The sequence below is a fragment of the Flavobacterium sp. B114r genome, from assembly GCF_056824125.1.
In genome coordinates, this window is sequence record NZ_CP124858.1 from 3,026,254 (window position 1) to 3,046,762 (window position 20,509).

The window sequence follows — 20,509 nt, forward strand, 5'->3', positions numbered from 1 at the left end:
TGCGTAAATTAGCCCGTAAAATTTATAAAAAAAATGAAAAACAATTCGACCTTTAAGAGTGCTATATCTAATCTTTCTTTTCCTGAAAAGGAGAAAATTTGGGGCAAATCTATTCATGACCCAATTCTGGGACTTATTGTTAAAGACCATCCCTCTTTTAGCGAGGATGATTGTATTGCAGTAAAAGAGCTAAATCTATACCGTCAAAAATACATTTCGAATTATTTGTCTACCGAAATCGGAACGCTTTCCGATCTTGAAAAAAGTGTTATCGATTCTCTGAAAGAGGATAAATCAATAGTGAGTATTGTCGAAGATGAACAGGAGCTAAGAAGTTTTGGTCAAAAGATAGCCGATAAAGTTGCTGACTTTGGCGGAAGCTGGACTTTTATTATTTCCTTTTTACTTTTTATCGTAGTCTGGATTGGTGCCAATGTTTACATTTTGGTCAATAAAGGTTTTGATCCGTATCCGTTTATTTTGCTTAATTTAATTTTATCCTGTATTGCTGCTTTGCAAGCTCCGGTAATTATGATGAGTCAAAATCGTCAGGAAGAAAAAGATAGAAATCGTGCCAAGAAAGATTATATGATCAACCTGAAATCTGAATTAGAGATCAGAATGATTCACGATAAAATTGATCACTTGATTATGCATCAGCAACAAGAATTAATCGAAATTCAGAAAGTTCAAATCGAGATGATGAATGATATTCTGAACCAGATTAAAAAATAATTTCTGAAGGTTTTCAACTCAGAAAAATCAGATTTCGAAGTGTTGTAAAAAACTCTTTCCGATATAAAAAAGAAGGTTTAAGAGGGGGAAAAGAAAAGTACATTTTTGACGTTTTCGTGATGATTGAAAAAAAAAACAGAGTCATGAAAATGAAAATATAAACGATGAAATTGATACTGGAATTTGATCCGAAAGTCTGTTTTAAAAAGTAAGAATAAATCAGGATGGTAGTAGGTTTCTAATATTCGATTTTGGGTCGTGTTTTTAAATTCGAAGAAGGTTGTTTTTTGTGATTAATTCGGTATTGTCATTTTGTGCAATTTTGAAAAAAAATAGAGGATAAGATTTTAGGAGTGATGAACTTCTATTTTAAAGTTTCTTACTTTTGAATTCTTATACATGAAAATATGAAAGCTTTTAAAATTTTAATAATGATCCTTGCAATTTCGGTTGCGTTATATGAGCAGGTATCAGCAGAAAAAAATATCTATATTATGGTAATTGCGATTGCAGTTTTCATGTATGGAATGATGCAGTTGAGTGCAAAAACACCGAGTAAAAATCAAGATAAAGAGGAACAAGATGCTGACTAAAGGAGATAAAGTTTCAGTCTTAGACGAAGCAATAAACGGAACAGTGGTTTCGGTGAAAAACAATGAGGTTTTGATCGAAACTGAAGATGGATTCATGATGACATTTTTTGTCAATGAGTTGATTAAAAATCAGGAAACCAGTAATTTAATGAATTCTATTAGAAGAATTGATTTAGATGAAATTTCGAGAGAGAAAACAGAGCCAAAACCAAGGAGTTTTGTTAAAGAAAAGAAAGATAAGCGTGAAATTTCGGCTCCGGAATTTGATTTGCATATCGAAAAATTGGTTCCAAATAAACGCGGAATGTCGAATTATGATATCCTGACTTTACAGACTGAAACGGCAAAAAGACATATTGAATTTGCGATTCGAAATCGCATTCCCAAGATTGTTTTTATTCATGGTGTTGGTGAAGGAATTCTAAAATCCGAGCTTGATTTTTTATTGGGTCGTTACGACGGAATTGATTTTCAGGATGCTAATTATCAGAAATATGGCTTAGGTGCAACCGAAGTTTATTTTAGACAAAACAATAAGTAAGTTATTTTTTAGCGTTAAAACTGTTCGTTTTAGTGCATAAAAAAAACGTCCGTTTTCTTTCTAATTCTGTAATAAGATTAGTTTGAAAATGGACGTTTTTTTTGTAAGAATAAAAAAAAGGTTTTTCTAATAAAAAGAGCTTTATTTTTTACTAAGGCAGTATAATAGTTACGGTACCTAAAACGAAATTATCTCCTAGTTTAAAAGTAGTATTTCCTTTTTGTAATGTTGCTTTTTTAAGCACTATTGTATGTTTATATACCTTAAGAGAATGAGTGGTAGTTACCTGTATTATACCACTTACATCAGCAAGTCCGTCCTTACCAAACCATGTGTCTAATACAGCAGGTGATGCAGGTGTTTGGCTGTTACAAAAGTAAGTACTTGCATTTACAGGCAATACCCCGGCATAGGTTCTGTAATATAATTTATTAAAAGAGTTTAAGTTGATTGCACTTTCTCTTGGTTCTCCTGTTGGGGTATCTTCATTCACAATTATATTGTCACTTAAGTTTTCCAGAACAAGAGAAGATGTCGTGTTTTCGATATAAACTTTCTTTTGATCGGGACAATATTGAGCGGTTTGAGCGCTAAAATCTACAACTACCGGAGTAACTGTTGTTACGAAATTTCCAAAATCAAATACGTCATTCACCTGGTCTATTCCGGATGGTTTAGCAAAAGTGATATTGTTAAAAACAATATTATGGGTGTAACCTGTAATTTTACTACTTCCTGTAGCATCATCTATTACTTCGTTTTGTGTCGTACTAATTACAATTTTTCCTGCTTTGGCTTGCCATTCTTCTGTTACACTTGGTGATGTTGGTGGTATTGTACCACAAATGTTGGCTGTCTCAACTTTACCGTTATAAGCTCTGTAAACGACACGGTATAAATTGTTGTCAATATTATAGATTACTGGAGCTCCAGGTAATGTTACATCGTTTATAATCATATTGTCCGGTAACTGTATCAATAAAGATTCCTGACTCTTAAGCCTGTATACTAAGCTGTTCGTTAATGTATTGCAGGTTTGAGATGAAATAGTAGGGTCATCAAAATCAATAGTGTCAACTGTTAAATCACCGTCATCGCAACCGTTTAATAAGAGTGCGAATACTAGAAGGCATGCATATTTTTTCATCGTAATTTTATTTGACGTCAAAAATAGTGAAAAATTTGGCAAATGATATTTAAGAATAGACAATTGATATTTCATAACTTTGCAATAATGAAAAAAGTATACCTCGATAACGCCTCTACAACTGCTATGCGTCCTGAAGTTATTCAGGAAATGACAAAAGTTATGACAGAAGATTTTGGTAATCCTTCTTCTACACATAGTTTTGGAAGAAACGGAAAGACTATTTTGGAGCTTTCCAGAAAGAGTATAGCCAAATATCTAAATTGTTCTGCACAAGAAATTATTTTTACTTCAGGAGGAACTGAGGCTGATAACTGGATACTTCGTTCTGCAGTTGAAGATCTTAAAATAGAACGTATCATTACCACTAAAGTAGAGCATCATGCTGTTTTGCATACTGTTTTGGTTCTGGAATCTGAATATAATGTTCAGGTTGATTACGTAAATATGAATCCCGACGGAAGTATCGATTTAACCCATTTGTCTAATTTACTGGCTCAGGAAAAAAAGACAATTGTGAGTCTGATGCATGTAAATAACGAAACAGGGGCCATTTTAGACCTGAACAGGGTTGGTGTAATCTGTAAGCAATATGGTGTTTTATTTCATTCAGATACCGTTCAGTCTGTGGGTAAAACTGAAATTGATTTGCAGAAAACCCCGGTCGATTTTATTATTGCCAGCGCACATAAATTTCATGGGCCAAAAGGAGCTGGATTCGCTTTTATTAGAAAGAATTCTGGATTACAACCCTTAATTTTTGGTGGAGAACAGGAAAAAGGACTTCGTGCAGGAACTGAAGCAGTGCATCAAATTGCAGGAATGGCAAAAGCTTTATCTCTTTCGTATGAGAATTTAGATCATGAAAGAATATATATAACAGAGTTGAAAATGTATCTTATTGATCAGCTTGAAATTCATTTTCCGGGATTTAGAATCAATGGTAAAAGAGATGATTTTTATAATATTATCAATATTATTTTACCTTTTTCTGCTGATAAAACTTCGATGCTTTTGTTTAGTTTAGATATGAAAGGAATCGCTGTTTCAAGAGGAAGTGCATGCCAGTCCGGAAGTATAAAGCCTTCGCATGTTTTAAAAGAAATGCTTTCAGAAACAGATTTAAAATTACCAAACCTGAGAATTTCGTTCAGTCATTATAATACAAAAGAAGATATAGATTGGCTAATTGAAAGCCTGAAAAGCGTTTAACTAGGTTCAGAGCTTCAAGTTTCAGGTTATTTAACCAGAAACTTGAAACCTGAAAAAAAACTATTTTCTAATTACCTTAACCTGTGCGTCCTTTGTTAATTTTATGATTGTTGAAGGCTTTCCTGCAACTTTATCATGATATAGATTAACCACATAATCAACGCCTTTAATGATTTCAGGACTAATATCCTTGAAAGCAATAGGAGTAGGCTGTCCCGAAATATTAGCCGAAGTTGAAACCAAAGGTTTTTTCATTCTTTCTAATAATTTAAAGCAAAAAGGCTCTTTTACCAAACGAATTCCAAGTGAATTGTCTGCTGCAATAATATTTGGAGCAACATTTCTTGGTTCATCCAGAATCAAAGTTGTAGGTTTTTCAGATAAATCTAAAATCTGCCAGGCAACTTCAGGGATGTTTTTAAATACGTTATACATCATTTTCTCGCCGTTCATCAGTACAATCATGCTTTGTGTTTCTGCACGTTGCTTGAGTTTGTAGATCTTGGCAACAGCTTCAGGATTTGTAGCATCGCAACCAATTCCCCAAACGGTATCAGTAGGATAAAGTATAATTCCGCCCTCTTTGATGACTTCGTATGCTTTTAAAATTTCTTCGTTCATTCTATAATTATATACTTGTTTTGTACGCTTGCTTAAGCTGCAAAGGTATAAATAAAAAGAAGATGAATTATTTGTACCGCACGATCAAATAATCAGCTGTTATGATTTTTTTGTTTTATTTCTCTTAGATATCGACATCAAGGGTAATTCGATATACTTAAAAGTAAGCTGACAAATCAGTATCAGAGGAAAAACAGAAGCTGTAATAACAAGCCAAAACTCAGTATTAGTTAGTGTTTTTGCTCTTTCAAGACCAATTATAAAATAGAATATTATGAATAATAAAATACCGTGCAACAGATACAAACTGTATGTTATTTGTCCGAATTTGCGTGAAAAAGCACTTGATAAAATACCAAAGAAGTTATTTCCTGAAGCAATAATCAAAAATACAACGGATGATATTACAATCTGAATTGGTTTTCTGCCACCATTGAAAAAGTAGACTGAAATTGATAATAGAAGTATAGCTAGAAGAGTATATTTTTTCTGCTTTAAGATCCCTTCAAACTTTTTAGTATTGAGTAAGATGGCAACAATTATACCGCCTACAAAAGGCATAAAATGTCTCAAAGACGATTTGTTAATGATCATGATTACTGCAGCCGCAGCCGTAAAAGCCAATACAGCTTTTAGATTTACTTTTATTTTAAACCATAAAGCGATAAGCGGTAACAAAAAGTAAAACGTCCATTCGTAAGGTAATGTCCAGGTTATTCCGGAATTCAGTATAAAGGTATCTTCTAATCCGTTTAGGTTTGAATTTTTTCTCACGTTAAAAAATAACCACGAAAGTGTACTTTTTAAATTTTCGATAAACGGAACCCTTATTGTAAACTGGGTCAAATAGGCAACTAAAAAAAAGATGATAATTACCGAGAAAAAATACATTGGAAAAAGTCTGAAAAACCTTGATTTAAGATAGTCTGACCAATCGATTACCCCAGTTTTATTATTGAATAATTTAGTAGTAAATAAAAAGGCAGTAATTATAAAAAAGAAAACAACAGTCGTTTCTCCAAATTGATTAAATAAGTTCGATGCAGGATCTTCCCAGTTTTTTGTTTTTAAAAATACCTGCCAGATGTAACTGTGATGCAAGAAAACGAAAAAAGCTAAATATCCTCTCAATCCGTCAATTTCAGGATATCGAATTTCACTTAAATCAGTTTTTATAAGCCTGTTTACAAGTAAAACAGATATAATCAGCACAACTAATATAGGAAGCAGAAAGGCGTAAATGGTAAAATTCATTTTTTTATGTGATTGAATAGTACCATGTTACCATTGTTTTTAAAATAGTTTAGTGGTATTTAAATTTTTTGCAAACATACTGAATGATACATATAATTGAAACAATATGATTGTAAAAGTGATGTTTTTTTGTAGTGAACAAATTATTAATGAAATCTTAAATAGATTCGATGATTCGGCAAAATACTTTTCGCAGATTTAATTGCGGGAAGTTATTTTTAGAATCTTATTTTTTGAGAATAACGTTATCGACCCAACCTTCTAAAGTGTATTTATAAAAAATGTGATCAGGGATCTTTTCATATTCATTTTCGAAAAAATCTACCGGTATAACAGGATTTTTTTCGTCTATTATAAGGATGTTATTAGGATTATAAAAATCGTAATTTTTTATATCAGAATTCGTTGTAATCAATTTTTTTTCTAACCCCAGACTTTCAAAAACCCTGAATGTTAAGCCAATCTGACCAATTCTGTTGATGTCTAATAATACTTTTGAACGGTTTATATAATCGTTGACTTCAGACAAAGGCATATGTTTGTTGATATACGTAATAGTAGAATCTGTTGGCTTGTGTTTTTTATCATAAATAATAAATTTAAAATTTATTTCTTTAGATTTTAATTCTGCTGCTATTCGTTCTAATATAGGTAACCTTTTATCAATAGAGCTAATATTGAAAACATCATACTCAAAAGTATTATCCTCGTTTAAAGGCACATTTTTATTGTAGATCCAGTTAGGGGCAAATTTTAGATTAAAGTTTTCGCAATCGTCTTTTTCGAACGAATAAACTTCATCAAAGCAATGTAAGACTCTTTTGATTTTATGACAACGATAAATATTATCATTAAAAAAGCCTACAGATTTTTTAGTATATTTCTTAAATTCAAGAATGCTTTCAGGATCAATAAAATCCCCTTTTATGGTCAGGATAACATCCTGGATTTCTTTGTTTTCTTGTAATTGCTTTATAATTTCTTTTCCATAATGCAAGTGTTTTAAGTTCGTTTTAAAGAACGCCTTTAGTATAAAATTATAAGCCTTATGTAATACAGATGGATATTTATACTTAAAAACATTAAAATCAATATGCTTTACAGTATGACCTTGTTTCTCGAGAGTTGAAGCAATATTTGTATTGAGTCCCCAATTATCGAGGCTTATTAAGGTAATATTCATTTGATATTTTATTATAAAGTTGTGGCGAAATTAGTAAATAAATAGCAATTATATTTGCTTTCATTATCTTATACGCAGATCCGGATAGCGATGATAGATTTATATGTACCGACGTCATTGATATACAAGTTAAGAATTTCTAATATAGATGAGTGATTTTAGTAATAGATTAGCTTTGTTAGACAATTCGTTAATGGCGCCTGGTATATGTTTTTCAGAAGTACTTAGCGCTTTTAAATGATGGGGAAACATTTGTTTTTGATAGATTATGAGCTTTACTATCCCATTTTTATTTTATTAAAGAACTAAAAGATAATGTAGTTATAGACCTTTTTCTAAAACGGTATTATGGATCAAATAAGATTATTTTAAATTTATTTTATTTAAGATTAAACCTTTTTGCTTTCTGAAAGTCTTAATACGAAACATATATGTTTCGTATTAATTTGTTGCAATTGATATAAAAAGAATAAGCTTCTTTTTTGTTGAAAGTCAGACGTTTTTTTACTGAATTATATGTTTTGATCTGTTAAAATAAATAAACCCCAAATCCGGTAAATTAGTGTAGTTATTACAGTTAAATTCTTATGAATTGATAATATTAATTTGAAGTGTTGTATTCTATGCGTATTTTTGTCGTTTATAAAAAAAAAGTAAATGAATTTTAAAGTAAATCCCATTTTTATCAAAAGCAGTTCGTCTATTCAGAATATTATTGAATCGTTTAGTGATTCAGGTACTATTTTTGGCGATGGACAACGTAATATTATAAAGTTATTTGATTTTGATGGAAAAACAATTAATATTAAATCATTTAAAATTCCCAACTTAGTAAATAAGATTGCCTATAACTATTTTAGAAAATCTAAAGCAAGACGATCTTTCGAATATGCTACAATTTTGTTAGAGAAAGGCATAGGTACACCACAGCCAATAGCATATCTTGAAAATTTTAATTGGTTAGGTTTGCGAGACAGTTATTATGCAAGCGAACATTTAGTTACTGAATTAACGTATAGAGAATTGGTAGAAATTCCGGACTATCCGGATCACGAGAATATATTAAGACAGTTTACAAAATTTAGTTTTGAACTTCACGAAAAAGGAATTGAGTTTCTCGATCATTCACCGGGAAATACACTGATTAAAAAGAAAGCCGATGGAAATTATGAATTCTTTTTGGTCGATTTAAACCGAATGGTATTTCATAAGTCGATGACTTTTGAAATGAGAATGAAAAATTTGTGTCGTTTAACTCCTTTAAAAGAAATGGTTGCAATAATGAGCAATGAGTATTCGAAATTATACGGAGAATCTGAGCAAAAAACATACGATACTTTATGGAAATTTACTGCTGATTTTCAGGAGCAATTTTATAGAAAGAGACGTTTGAAGAAGAAACTTAAATTCTGGAAAAAATAATAATAAAAAAAGGATAAAAAACATAAGTGAAATTGTTTTTTATCCTTTTTTTATTTGTCTTTCAGTACCAATGACCTGAACGCTTTAGTTTTTATATTCCTTGAAATAAGTTTCTAATTTTTCGAGCATCAGAGGCAAAGGATATTCAGCATAAAAGTCAAAAGTATGCTCTTTGATATATTGCTCGGTATGTTGTTCATATATTTCAGGTTTTAAATCTTTTAAGTGAATAGAAGCGTTTTTTGCTTCATTTTCAAATAATTGCCATGTTTCCTTTCTAACCGAAGGAGTAAATATTGAGAAAGTAGGAATATCAAGTGCTTTTGCCATATTTACAGCTCCGCCTTCGTTGCCTATCAACATTTCACATTGCGAAAGTAAAGCTAAAAACGGCCTTAGCTCAGTACAATATAAATCAAACACAATATGTTTTTTGGTTTCTTCAGAACAATAATTATATACTTCCAGAGCTTGTTCTTTTTGATTCGGAATATAATTAAAGATGATAGTGGCGTTAGTTTTGGCTACTGTAAAATCTATAATTTTTGCCATTCCTTCTAATGGATAGGTTTTGTAAACTTCACTTCCTAAAATTCCAAACATAATAAGCGGCTTTTCAGCATCTATATTGTAGCTCTTTAAAAGTTGTTTTGCTTCGTTAATTTCGGATTCTTTTAGGAATATTTTGGGTTTTACATCAGTAATTTTTTCTGAAATAAAAGGCCTAAGAAGCAGTAATCTGTTTTCGATTGCTAGTCCGTGTTCAGATGCGATAGCGTCAAAACGTTCGTAGGTGTAATTGTAAAATATTTTGGTATACCATTTATGATATGAAACTTTATATTTTGCACCGGAAAATGCGGTGATTAAGTTGGTTTCTAATTTCGAGTATACATCAATTACGGCATTGTATTTTTTTCTGCGTATTTCAAATATAAATTTGAATAAAGAAGGATAAGATTTTCGGATCTTATTTGACAGCGGAATTATGTTGTCAATATTAGGATTTTCTAACAGCACATCGACAGAATTTGGATAGCACATATAGTCTATCACCGCGTCAGGAAACTTGGTTTTTAAGTTATTACAGATTATTGTACTGGTTAATACGTCTCCAATTCTTTTTTGCTGAATGACTAATATTCTCATTTATTTTAAATTCAATTTTAAGTACAAAACTACAAACTATTTTATGAAAAGAGGGATTTTAATGACATTAAACTAAATAAAAGGATTATTTTTGTAGTCAATACATAAAATTTTGCAATGGATATAAGTGGCCTGGTTATTACTTACAACGAAGAAAAAAATATAGGAGAATGCATCGATGCTTTACTGAAAATTTGTAACGAAGTAATTATAGTAGATTCTTTTAGTCGGGATCGTACAGTTGAAATTGCTAAAGCAAAAGGAGCAATAGTTCTTCAGCAAGATTTTTTAGGAGATGGTCCACAACGTACACATGGCATCCCGTATTGTAAAAATGACTGGATTTTGAATCTTGATGCTGATGAGTTTTTGGATAAAGATGCAGAAGATTTTATAGTAAACAAAAAATACCTTGAAGGAAATCATGATGCTTTTAGTTTTAGGGTAAAAAACTTTTTGGCTGATAAACTAATTGATTTCTCAGGATGGTATCCCGATCATAAAGTTCGTTTTTTTAATAAGCAAACAGCTCATCCTTCAGAAGCAATAGTGCATCAAAAAATAGTATCACAAAATGAGAAAAGAGTACCGGTACATATATTACATTATGGTTGGGATTCTTTAGATCAGATTATTGCTAAAAAAAATCAATACTCCGGTTGGCATGCACAACAATTATTTGATAATAATAGAAGAGTAAATTCTTTTAAGCCTATTCTAAACGGAACAGTATCTTTTGTTCGTTGCTATTTTTTCAAGAAAGGTATCTTTAATGGTTTAGACGGATTGTCAATTGCAATGATTCAGGCATTCTTTTCTTATATGAAATATGCAAAGCTTTTAAAACTTCAAAAGAAGAAATAAAAAGAAATAAAAAGAAATAAATAGAAAAGGCAGGATAGAAAACTATTCTGCCTTTCTTAATTTTATAATAGTAATTATTTTGATCTAAAATAATTAAGTTCGTTCATTTTATTGATGCTGATTTAAGAAAAAGTTAAGTTTATCTTTAAACAGTTCAGGATTGAATTCGTTGTACAAAGAAGATATAATTGTTTTTATTTCTTTAGTTGCAAGTCCATTTATTGATTCAGGTTTGTAATCGCTGAGATGTACAGAGATGTTTTGTAAGCCATCTTCAAAAGTAGCCCAGTCTTTTTTATCAACATGTGGAGAGAAAATTGTAAATGAAGGTTTTCCCAGTGCTTTTGCCATATTTACAGCACCTCCGTCGTTTCCTATAATAAAATCACACTGATCCATTATAGCAATAAATGATCTTACATCATTACCAAGTAAGTCAAATGATACTTTTTCCTGAGTACTTTTTGAGCATAAATCAAGTATCTTTTTAGCCTCTTCAATTTGGCTGGGGAAATAATTAAAAAGAATATCAATGTCTCTGTTATCAGCTACATAGTCGATAACCCTTGCCATATATTCAGAAGGATAGGTTTTTGATTTTTCGCTTCCTAATAAACTGATCATTACAATTTTTTTGTCGCTGCTTATTTTATGTTCAGCAAAAAGGGCAGTAGCGTCCTGGTTTTCTTTTTGACTTACAAATAATTTTGGATGAGGGTCTATTGTTTTGTCAGCAAGTTTTAGCGGATTTAATAATAAAAGCCGATTGTCTATCGCTTGTCCGTATTTTGCAGGTTCCTCTTTTTGTAATCGCTTTATATTGTGGTTATAAAGTAAAGCAGAGTACCATTTATAGTAAGATATTTTAGTTTTCGAACCAGAAAACAGGGTAATTAGATTGGTTTCTAATTTTCCGTAAATGTCAATTAATACATCGTATTTCTGAGATCTGATTTCAAAGAAAAACTTAAATAAGGATAAATACGATTTACGGGTTATTTCCGGAAGTATAATTACAGTATCTATATTTGGATTGCCAATCAAAACATCTTTGCAATGAGCATAACACATAAAATCTATAACAGAATCCGGATATTGTTTTTTAAGAGAATTACATAAAATACTGCTTACGAGAACATCGCCAATTCTTTTTTGCTGTATAACTAATATTTTCATTTATAAATAGAGTTTATAGGACGTGATAATCTGGAGTTTTAATTTTTATAGAGAAACAATCTAAAAAATCAATCCATATTGCGATATAATAACCATAGCATAAAGTATCGTTTTAAAACAGAAAAAGAACTTATGTAAGCTAGAATGAATCCTTCCCGACCATTTATAAATCCTAATTTTAGGAAATATTGATTGATAAAAAGAAAAAAGGGCTTCATGAAAAAATGATAAATATTTGGTTTTTTATTTTTTTGAAACAAAACCAAAGCTTCTTCTTTTCTAATTAAATTTAGTCTGCTATTAAAGTCTTCAAAATTTTTATATGAAAAAGAATTTATCTTGTTCTTGAAAAGTGTGAGTTTTTTAGGCGGGTAACGATTAAAAACTTCTGAGTAAGAGAATCTTGTTTTATCAAAAAGCAAAAGTTTCTTTTTGTTTAAAAACACACCATATTTTATGGTTTTGCCAAAGAAAAATAAAGTTTGTCCGGCAAAATAAGACGAAGCAGTTTTTTGCTTATGAGCTTCTGTAGTTAATTCGTTTATAAGTTCTTCAGACAGATAATCAGTAGTGTTAATTACTATTACCCAATTGTTTTTCAGAGAATCAATTGTCGATTTTATAATATCGGCTCGTTTGGTATCTTTTTGATGAAGTATAGTTACTCCTAATTCCTCTGCAATCAAAACACTTTTATCAGTGCTGTTATTATCGATTAAAATAATCTCATCAGCAAACGATAAATTATCAATATGCTTTTTTATATAGATCTCATCATTAAAGCAAAGTGAGATCACGCTTATGTTTTTGATTGACACGATTTCTGATTTTTTCATCAAAAATAATCTTAAAATAAATAACTTTGTTGAAAATAAATTAAAATGTCCAAATTACCAATTTTAATGTATCATAACGTATGTCAATCTGAATCAGGTAGTAATAAGTTGACAATTTCGGTACATAATTTAGAAAGACAATTTCAATATCTGACAGATAACGGTTATAAAACGTTTCATTTTTCTGAGCTGGAGAAAATGAAAACCATTCCTGAAAAAAGTATTATCCTGACATTTGATGACGTTACAGAAAATCAGTTGATTTATGCTTTACCTTTATTGGAAAAATTCAAACTAAAAGCCAGTTTTTTTATTCCTTTCAAGTATATAGCGAAAACTGATTTATGGAATGAAGGTACAGAAGAACCACAAAAAATCATGACCATTGAGCAATTAAAAAAATTGCCAACAGATATAATCGAATTGGGCTATCATTCTTATGAGCACAATAAATACCAAATGTTAAGTCCTGCACAAATACAGAATGATTTTTTGAAATGCGAAGAAGAAATTAAAAATCATAATCTTACTGTATATCCTGCTCTCGCTTATCCTTACGGAAATTACCCTAAAGAAAGTGCTGAGAAAGCAAACTTCAAGATATTGCTTAGTGAAAACAAGATGAAATTTGGATTAAAGATTGGTAATCGCCCAAATAGATTTCCGTTTAAGGATAATTATGAAATAAAACGCATAGACATTAAAGGTTTGGATAATTTAGTAGTTTTTCGATTGAAAATAAAATTCGGTAAATTAAAATTATTCTAACTTTTTTTCCAGTAATATTATCTTGGCATATCTGGAGAAAACACCATAAGCATCGATTGCAGCCGCTGCTAATCCGGGAACTCCGTCAAGATAAACTCTCTTTATAAAATAAGTATGAAAAAAACGGTAGAAAGGTTTGAACATCAATAAAAACAGAGTTGCTTTTTTTCCTTTTTCAAATGACATTTGTGCCTGAAACCAAGCATATTTATCTTTTTTGCTTATAAAATGAAATAGGTTTTTATAAGTATAATGAATCATATGATTTTTTAATACAGGAGGTTTTGATTTTAGGACCAATTTTTCATGTACTTCATTTTCAAAACGAATATTATCGTTTTTAATCAAACGTGTTACTTTATCAGTATAATGAAATAAGAAACGATCCATAAAAAAGTGAGGAAACCAAATTCTGAAAGCATCACAATTGTTCAGGTTAATACAGTCCAGGATCTCATGTTTAAGTTTTTCAGAAACCCTTTCGTCAGCATCGAGAAATAAAACCCATTCTCCGGTTGCAGATTCAATAGCATGATTTCTTTGATTGCTATAATTGTCAAATTTTCTAAAAATAAGTGTTGCTCCCAGATTTGAAACAATTTCGGCAGTAGCGTCGGTACTATTCGAATCTAAAACAATTATTTCGTCAGCAAATTCAACAGATCGAATAGCGTCGGCGATGTAGAATTCTTCATTGTAAGTTAATATAATTACAGATAATTTTTTACCTTCTTTAAACATGAGCAGTAGTTTAGAATTCTATTTTTTTTCCTTTTTTCTCTTTCTTCTTTTGATTAAATATTTGGCTTGTAAAAACGATGCAATAGTATACTTTTTTTTCCTGATTTTGAACAAAAAAATCCATTCTTTCTAATAATAAGAAAGAATGGATTTTTTAATTTTTTTTATGTAAGATTATATCACATTACACTGCAACATCATATTCGCGAAGTGCGTTATTTAATGAAGTTTTAAGATCTGTAGATGCTTTACGTGTACCAATGATTAAAGCACATGGAACCTGAAATTCACCTGCAGCGAATTTTTTAGTATAACTTCCAGGGATTACAACTGAACGTGCAGGAACAAAACCTTTCATTTCAACAGGTTCGTCACCAGTTACATCGATAATTTTTGTTGAAGCAGTCAAACAAACGTTAGCACCAAGAACAGCTTCTTTACCAACATGAACTCCTTCTACAACAATACAACGAGAACCAATAAAAGCACCATCTTCAATAATTACCGGAGCAGCCTGCAAAGGTTCTAAAACCCCGCCAATACCAACACCACCGCTTAAGTGAACATTTTTACCAATTTGTGCACAACTACCAACAGTTGCCCAAGTGTCAACCATTGTTCCTTCGTCTACATAAGCACCAATGTTTACATAACTTGGCATCAAAATTACGCCACTTGAAATATAAGCTCCGTAACGTGCAACAGCGTTAGGTACAACACGAATTCCTTTTTCAGCATATCCTCTTTTTAGCAACATCTTGTCGTGATATTCGAAAATACCAGATTCCCATGTTTCCATTTTTTGAATTGGGAAATACATTACAACAGCTTTCTTTACCCATTCGTTTACTTGCCACTTGTCACCAACCGGTTCAGCACAACGTAATTTTCCTGCATCAACCAATTCGATTACTTCTCTAATGGCATCAGTTGTAGTAGTTTCTTGTAGTAAAGCTCTGTTTTCCCAAGCTTGTTCAATTATAGTCTGTAAAGAATTCATAAGTTTTAATTTTTGGCAAAGATAACCTATTTGTGCAAATGCAAAAAAGTAAAACCTTTTGAAAATGTTACAGAAATAACATTTTGTTTTTAATTTGATAAATTAATTTTTGCTCATATATGGATTTTTATTTGTCTTGATGTCCTCTAAAAGTTTTTTTAGTATCATAATATGACAAAAATCAGGTTCTGCGTTTTTTGTTCGAATTAATTTTGCACCACTAATTTCTTTAGATAATACAGGAATTAGAAAATACCATTCCAAAAATAAACATATAAGCAGCAAGACATGAATCAGGAAAATCAGCCTCAGGGACCAAGAACTATTATCGATAAAGAAGTCTCATGGGACAAAACTCAGGTTATTATGAGTAAAACAAATGCATTTGGTATAATTGAGTATGCCAATGAGAATTTTGTTAATGTTTCAGGATATGAAGATTATGAATTAATGGGACAGCCACATAATATTATCCGCCACCCTGATATGCCAAGAGTCATTTTTAAAGTGCTTTGGGAAAATCTTAAAAAAGGAAAGAATTTTCATGCCATTGTAAAAAATTTAGCGAAGTCAGGAAGATATTATTGGGTAATTACTGATTTTGAAATTTCAGTAGATGAGAACGATGTGATTGTTAATTATTTTGGAAGAAGACAAGCTGTGCCACAAGAAGTTATTGCATTGCATATCGAACCACTTTATAAAAAATTGCTGCAGATTGAGGCAACAAGCGGAATTGAGTTTAGCGAAAAATACCTTATTGGTTTCTTAGAAGAAAGAAAGAGATCTTATGTTGAATATATTAAGGAACTAGTTTTTGAGCATGAAAGAGGGCAGGCGAAATTTGCTCAATATGAAGAAAAAGTAAATGCAGAAGAAGATGAGGAAGAAGAAAAAGGTTTCTTCAGAAGACTTTTTAATAGATAGAGTTTTTTTTTAAAAGTTTTGAATATTTGGATGAGTCCGTTTCGATTTCGAGGCGGATTTTTTTTTGTATTAAAAAGCTAATTTATTATTGGTAATTCGTTCATTAAAAGATTGGATATATGCTTTTAGGAATTTTTCATATTCCTTGACTCTCGATTTGTCTTGATGCATTAGATTGTTTTTTAGTAAAAGGTCTTTTTTCCAATTGTACAAACCAATAGTTTGATTGTTTGCAAACACCAAATAATAATCATCTTGAATGTAATGATACGTTCCCTGAAGGTAGTATACAACAAAGTTTTCCGGTGATTTGTAGCTTTTTCCAAAACTAACCATTTCAGTTTTTATATTTAGATAATCCAAAATGCTTGGCATAACATCAATTTGCTGAAAGTTTTTTTCGTTTACACCTGTAAACTCGGGATTTGAAGGATCGAAGAATAAAATAGGAATTCTGAATTTTCCAATATTTGTTTTGTCAATATCTAGATCTCCTCCGGAAGAAGTATGATCAGCAGAAATCACAAAAAGAGTATTATTGTACCAATTTTGTTTTTTGGCGGTTTTAAAAAATTCTCTTAATGCAAAATCAGTATAAGCGATGCTTTCCTGAATAGTTGTAGTGCCTTTGGGGAATTTTCCCTTATATTTTTCTGGTATCGTATAAGGATTGTGCGAAGAAATTGTGAATAGGGAGCTGAAAAAGGGCTGTTTAAAAGAGGTGAGCTTTGTTGCATAAAATTGTAAAAATTCTTCGTCAAAAATTCCCCAGGTTCCGTCGAAAGCTTCCTTACCCTCATATTGATCTTTACCAAAATAGTGTTCAAAACCTGCAATTTTTGCATATTGATCAAAGTTTTGACTGCCATTAAAAGCACCGTGAAAGAAAGAAGTATTATATCCTTCCTTCTTAAAAATTTTTGGCAGGCCATTTATTTTGTTCAATGAGAAACTAGATGAAATAAATGAATTATTCATTAAGCTCGGAATACTTGAAAGTAAAGACGGAACGGCATCTATGGATACTTTTCCGTTTGCAAATGCATTTTTAAAATAATAGGATTTTGTAATCAGGGAATCTAAAAAAGGAGTTTGTCCCCGCTCAATATTTTCATTACCAAAACTTTCTAAAATTAAAATAACTACATTTTTTTTAGTTGGAGGTTTGTCTGATTGTAATGAAATAACAGGATTGTAAATTGATTTTAATTCTTTTGCATTATAATAATTAACGTTGTCGATATCATCTTTTTTTGCGATCGTTTTTAAAATAGTAAACGGAGTATTTAAGACCAAAGCAGTATTACTTAAAGCCCCATATTTAATTCCGTCGACAATTTTTATAGGTTTCTTTTGAAAACCTCCGCGTCCCATAATCAATAATATAGTTATTGAGATGATAAGAGCAGTGAATTTTATAAAATAATCACTTTTGGTTAAATGTTTAGTTAGTAGGTTTTTGCTTAGATCAGGTAGTAGCTTCCAAAATAATACACTTATAATTAAGAAAATAATGCCAATAGCAGAACTCTCTTAAAAATGAAGGAATTAGTCCAAGAACTTCATGTTCCATTCCTTTTGCAGTAATCATTTTATAAGTACTTCTTCTTCCTGTAAATCGATAATAGATAATATCAATAAAATTGGTTGCAATGAATATCAGATTAACGCAATAGAAACTTATTTTTAATATCAGTTGATAGCGAATACTATACTTGAAATTACCGGGAACTATATGGGCAATAATAAACGGAATATTTAAATAACTAATAGCTGCAAAGTCAAATAAAAGACCGCCCAGAAAAGTTTGAATCGTAAACGAATCAAATAAATTTAGATTTAAAAAATAGAATAAAAGTCTGGATAATTGGTAAATAGCAACAACTAAAAGAAATCTTTTTAAGAACAGAGTAATACATTTTTTATAATTATTCATGTAAGATTTAAAGTTGTATTTAGGCTTTAAATGATTTGAATAATTAATTTAAAACTGTAATAAAATTCATTGTAAAATAACTCGTATTTTTATTGAAAAGATTACCGGAAAAAATATAATTATGATAAGATAAGACATATTTTTACATCCTGATTTCAGGCAAAAAAAGAATAAAGAACCTGTATACTTTTCTTTGAATATTGAAATGGTTATCTTTGTATTGTAAATGAAAGTAGTATGGAAAGTCCATATTGATCTTCAGGCAGTTTCTGTTTTTGCATTCATAAAATACAAAGATTCTCTTTAGTTTTATGGCTTTTCCTCCCTATCTTTGACAAAAAATACAAAATGCCAAGAATCCTCTCTATAGATTACGGACAAAAACGTACTGGAATTGCTGTTACTGATGAAATGCAGATCATAGCATCCGGTCTAACAACGATTCCAACAAATACTTTAATTGATTTTTTAAGGGATTATTTTTTGAAAGAAAAAGTAGAGACGGTTTTAATCGGGGAACCGAAACAAATGAACGGAGAGCCATCTGAAAGTGCCTCTGTAATTAAAGGTTTCGTAACTCATTTTTCTAATATTTTCCCGGATATGAAAGTGGTTCGTGTTGATGAACGTTTTACTTCAAAAATGGCATTTCAAACGATGATCGATAGCGGATTGAGTAAAAAGAAGCGTCAGGATAAAGGGTTAATCGACGAAATTTCGGCAACAATTATGCTTCAGGATTATCTTTCTTCAAAACGTTTTTAGTTTTTTTCTCCTTCCGTCTTATAAAATCCTTTCTTTTTAGTAAAAACATAACTTTTATCATGTGTTTTTAGTTTTTTTTTTGCAATTATAAAAAGTACCTTTGCACTTTAAAAACAAATTACTGTTATGCCTGACAATACAATACGTTCCAATAGTGAAGTAGTGCTTATTGGAGCTGGAATTATGAGCGCAACTCTTGGATTAATTTTAAAAGAGCTGCAACCGGATATAAAAATTGAAATTTACGAAAGATTAGATGTTGCTGCTGCCGAAAGCTCTGATGCTTGGAACAATGCAGGAACAGGACACTCCGCTTTTTGTGAGCTAAATTACACACCAGAAAAGGCAGATGGTAGTATTGATCCTAAAAAAGCAATAAGTATTGCAGAATCGTTTGAGATGTCCCGACAGTTCTGGTCCTACTTAGTGCAAGAAAAGAAAGTTCCCTCTCCTGATAATTTTATTAAAAGTGTTCCTCACATGAGTTTTGTTTGGGGAGAAAAAAACGTAGAATATCTTAAAAAGAGATTCGAAGCATTGCAAAGCAATCCAATTTTTTCTCAAATGGAATTTAGTTCTGATTTTGAAAAACTTACAGAATGGATGCCGCTTGTAATGGAAGGCAGAGATGCCAACGAAAAATTAGCAGCAACCCATATGGAAATTGGTACAGATGTTAATTTTGGAGCCTTAACCAGAAGTATGTTTAATTATTTAGAAAAACTTGACGGTGTTTCTTTATTTTTTAATCATGAGGTAAAAAAATTAAAACAGCGTGAGGATAAATCTTGGAGAATAAAGATTACTGATTTAACAACTGATAAAACAAGAAAAGCATATACCAAATTTGTATTTATTGGAGCTGGTGGAGGTTCGTTGCCATTGCTTGAAAAAGCGAATGTTCCTGAAGGAAATGGTTACGGAGGTTTCCCGGTAAGCGGTCAGTGGTTAAAATGTACAAATCCTGAGGTAATTGCCAAACATCAGGCAAAAGTATACGGAAAAGCAAGTGTTGGAGCACCTCCAATGTCAGTTCCTCATATTGATACCCGTGTAATTGATGGCGAAAAAGCTTTGCTTTTTGGGCCTTTCGCAGGATTTTCGACTCGTTTCCTTAAAAATGGTTCTTATTTAGATTTACCATTATCTATAAAAGCAAATAATCTAATTCCGATGTTATCAGCGGGATTCCATAATATTCCATTAACAAGATATTTAATTGAGCAGGTTCGTCAATCTCCAAAAGACAGAATGACGGCTTTACGTGAATATTTGCCAACAGCAAGATCTAAAGACTGGAAACTCGAGAAAGCCGGACAACGTGTTCAGGTGATTAAAAAGGATGAGAAAGAAGGTGGGGTTTTAGAATTTGGTACAGAAGTTATCAATACGCATGACGGAACATTGGCGGTATTATTAGGAGCTTCTCCCGGAGCATCGACCGCAGTTGCGATTATGGTTGATTTAATTGGCAGATGTTTTACTGATCAGGCTAAAACACCGGAATGGCAAGCGAAAATGAAAACGATGATTCCTTCTTACGGACAAACTTTAAATGATAAACCGGAGCTTTTATCAGAGCTTAGAAAACATACTTCTGAAGTTTTGAAACTAAATAATTAAGCTCAGTTTTTATATA

At 31.2% G+C, this 20,509-nt stretch carries 21 protein-coding genes; 10 read left to right on the forward strand and 11 right to left on the reverse strand.

Going from position 1 to position 20,509, the window contains the following annotated elements; all coding sequences use genetic code 11:
* Positions 1–33 precede the first annotated feature (33 nt).
* From QLQ94_RS12980 to QLQ94_RS12990, 3 genes are all read left to right on the forward strand, one after another.
* The gene (locus QLQ94_RS12980; RefSeq protein ID WP_271335579.1) at positions 34–735 is read left to right on the forward strand and encodes a DUF1003 domain-containing protein; all 702 of its coding nucleotides are present in this window, start codon (positions 34–36) and stop codon (positions 733–735) included.
* 407 nt (positions 736–1,142) lie between these two features.
* Positions 1,143–1,328 carry a hypothetical protein gene (locus tag QLQ94_RS12985; RefSeq protein ID WP_427402559.1) on the forward strand — a complete coding sequence of 62 codons (186 nt, stop codon included), beginning with the start codon at positions 1,143–1,145 and terminating at the stop codon, positions 1,326–1,328.
* Positions 1,318–1,869, forward strand: a complete 552-nt coding sequence (locus QLQ94_RS12990) for a Smr/MutS family protein (RefSeq protein WP_271335581.1) — start codon at positions 1,318–1,320, stop codon at positions 1,867–1,869. Before QLQ94_RS12985 ends, QLQ94_RS12990 begins: the two co-directional genes overlap by 11 nt.
* 151 nt (positions 1,870–2,020) lie before the next feature.
* On the opposite strand, the gene QLQ94_RS12995 is transcribed toward QLQ94_RS12990, so the two are convergent.
* Complete coding sequence (locus QLQ94_RS12995; RefSeq protein ID WP_427402560.1) at positions 2,021–3,016, reverse strand: hypothetical protein; 996 nt, start codon at positions 3,014–3,016, stop codon at positions 2,021–2,023.
* Between the two features lie 87 nt (positions 3,017–3,103).
* On the opposite strand from QLQ94_RS12995, the gene QLQ94_RS13000 reads away from it, so the two are divergent.
* Entirely contained in the window at positions 3,104–4,228 is a 1,125-nt protein-coding gene (locus tag QLQ94_RS13000) for a cysteine desulfurase family protein (RefSeq protein WP_427402561.1), read from the forward strand.
* 60 nt (positions 4,229–4,288) lie between these two features.
* Here the strand turns inward: QLQ94_RS13000 and QLQ94_RS13005 are convergent, their stop codons facing one another.
* From QLQ94_RS13005 to QLQ94_RS13015, 3 genes are all read right to left on the reverse strand, one after another.
* Positions 4,289–4,849 (reverse strand): L-threonylcarbamoyladenylate synthase, encoded by a 561-nt coding sequence (locus QLQ94_RS13005; protein WP_271335584.1) that lies wholly within the window; start codon positions 4,847–4,849, stop codon positions 4,289–4,291.
* A 99-nt stretch (positions 4,850–4,948) separates the two neighbouring features.
* Positions 4,949–6,103, reverse strand: a complete 1,155-nt coding sequence (locus QLQ94_RS13010) for an acyltransferase family protein (RefSeq protein ID WP_482497384.1) — start codon at positions 6,101–6,103, stop codon at positions 4,949–4,951.
* A gap of 226 nt (positions 6,104–6,329) precedes the next feature.
* Positions 6,330–7,286, reverse strand: coding sequence for a WaaS/CpsH family glycosyltransferase (locus QLQ94_RS13015; RefSeq protein ID WP_482497386.1), 957 nt, complete (start codon positions 7,284–7,286; stop codon positions 6,330–6,332).
* A gap of 657 nt (positions 7,287–7,943) precedes the next feature.
* Here QLQ94_RS13015 and QLQ94_RS13020 point away from each other — a divergent pair.
* Entirely contained in the window at positions 7,944–8,708 is a 765-nt protein-coding gene (locus QLQ94_RS13020) for a Kdo domain containing protein (protein ID WP_427402564.1), read from the forward strand.
* A gap of 84 nt (positions 8,709–8,792) precedes the next feature.
* Here the strand turns inward: QLQ94_RS13020 and QLQ94_RS13025 are convergent, their stop codons facing one another.
* Positions 8,793–9,857 carry a glycosyltransferase family 9 protein gene (locus tag QLQ94_RS13025; RefSeq protein WP_427402565.1) on the reverse strand — a complete coding sequence of 355 codons (1,065 nt, stop codon included), beginning with the start codon at positions 9,855–9,857 and terminating at the stop codon, positions 8,793–8,795.
* A gap of 117 nt (positions 9,858–9,974) precedes the next feature.
* Between QLQ94_RS13025 and QLQ94_RS13030 the strand changes: the two genes are divergently transcribed.
* On the forward strand, positions 9,975–10,721 hold the full coding sequence (locus tag QLQ94_RS13030; RefSeq protein WP_271335589.1) for a glycosyltransferase family 2 protein: 747 nt from the start codon (positions 9,975–9,977) through the stop codon (positions 10,719–10,721).
* Between the two features lie 108 nt (positions 10,722–10,829).
* Here the strand turns inward: QLQ94_RS13030 and QLQ94_RS13035 are convergent, their stop codons facing one another.
* Both QLQ94_RS13035 and QLQ94_RS13040 read right to left on the reverse strand, forming a co-directional pair.
* A complete protein-coding gene (locus QLQ94_RS13035) occupies positions 10,830–11,897 on the reverse strand; it encodes a glycosyltransferase family 9 protein (protein WP_427402566.1) in 1,068 nt (355 codons plus the stop codon).
* Between the two features lie 68 nt (positions 11,898–11,965).
* Positions 11,966–12,733: a glycosyltransferase gene (locus QLQ94_RS13040; RefSeq protein WP_271335591.1), complete on the reverse strand. Its 768-nt coding sequence runs from the start codon at positions 12,731–12,733 to the stop codon at positions 11,966–11,968.
* Between the two features lie 45 nt (positions 12,734–12,778).
* Between QLQ94_RS13040 and QLQ94_RS13045 the strand changes: the two genes are divergently transcribed.
* Positions 12,779–13,501, forward strand: a complete 723-nt coding sequence (locus QLQ94_RS13045) for a polysaccharide deacetylase family protein (protein ID WP_427402567.1) — start codon at positions 12,779–12,781, stop codon at positions 13,499–13,501.
* Here QLQ94_RS13045 and QLQ94_RS13050 read toward each other — a convergent pair.
* Positions 13,493–14,242 carry a glycosyltransferase family 2 protein gene (locus tag QLQ94_RS13050; protein ID WP_271335593.1) on the reverse strand — a complete coding sequence of 250 codons (750 nt, stop codon included), beginning with the start codon at positions 14,240–14,242 and terminating at the stop codon, positions 13,493–13,495. The genes QLQ94_RS13045 and QLQ94_RS13050 overlap by 9 nt on opposite strands.
* 184 nt (positions 14,243–14,426) lie before the next feature.
* A complete protein-coding gene (locus tag QLQ94_RS13055) occupies positions 14,427–15,242 on the reverse strand; it encodes a 2,3,4,5-tetrahydropyridine-2,6-dicarboxylate N-succinyltransferase (protein ID WP_271335594.1) in 816 nt (271 codons plus the stop codon).
* Between the two features lie 288 nt (positions 15,243–15,530).
* Between QLQ94_RS13055 and QLQ94_RS13060 the strand changes: the two genes are divergently transcribed.
* Positions 15,531–16,169, forward strand: coding sequence for a PAS domain-containing protein (locus QLQ94_RS13060; RefSeq protein WP_427402568.1), 639 nt, complete (start codon positions 15,531–15,533; stop codon positions 16,167–16,169).
* Between the two features lie 69 nt (positions 16,170–16,238).
* Here the strand turns inward: QLQ94_RS13060 and QLQ94_RS13065 are convergent, their stop codons facing one another.
* Positions 16,239–17,543, reverse strand: coding sequence for an LTA synthase family protein (locus tag QLQ94_RS13065; protein WP_482497390.1), 1,305 nt, complete (start codon positions 17,541–17,543; stop codon positions 16,239–16,241).
* 94 nt (positions 17,544–17,637) lie between these two features.
* The gene (locus QLQ94_RS13070) at positions 17,638–18,105 is read right to left on the reverse strand and encodes a hypothetical protein (RefSeq protein WP_482497392.1); all 468 of its coding nucleotides are present in this window, start codon (positions 18,103–18,105) and stop codon (positions 17,638–17,640) included.
* 348 nt (positions 18,106–18,453) lie between these two features.
* Here QLQ94_RS13070 and ruvX point away from each other — a divergent pair, with 348 nt between their 5' ends.
* The gene (ruvX, locus tag QLQ94_RS13075) at positions 18,454–18,870 is read left to right on the forward strand and encodes a Holliday junction resolvase RuvX (RefSeq protein ID WP_271335598.1); all 417 of its coding nucleotides are present in this window, start codon (positions 18,454–18,456) and stop codon (positions 18,868–18,870) included.
* Between the two features lie 126 nt (positions 18,871–18,996).
* Positions 18,997–20,493 carry a malate:quinone oxidoreductase gene (locus tag QLQ94_RS13080; RefSeq protein ID WP_427402571.1) on the forward strand — a complete coding sequence of 499 codons (1,497 nt, stop codon included), beginning with the start codon at positions 18,997–18,999 and terminating at the stop codon, positions 20,491–20,493.
* Positions 20,494–20,509 lie beyond the last annotated feature (16 nt).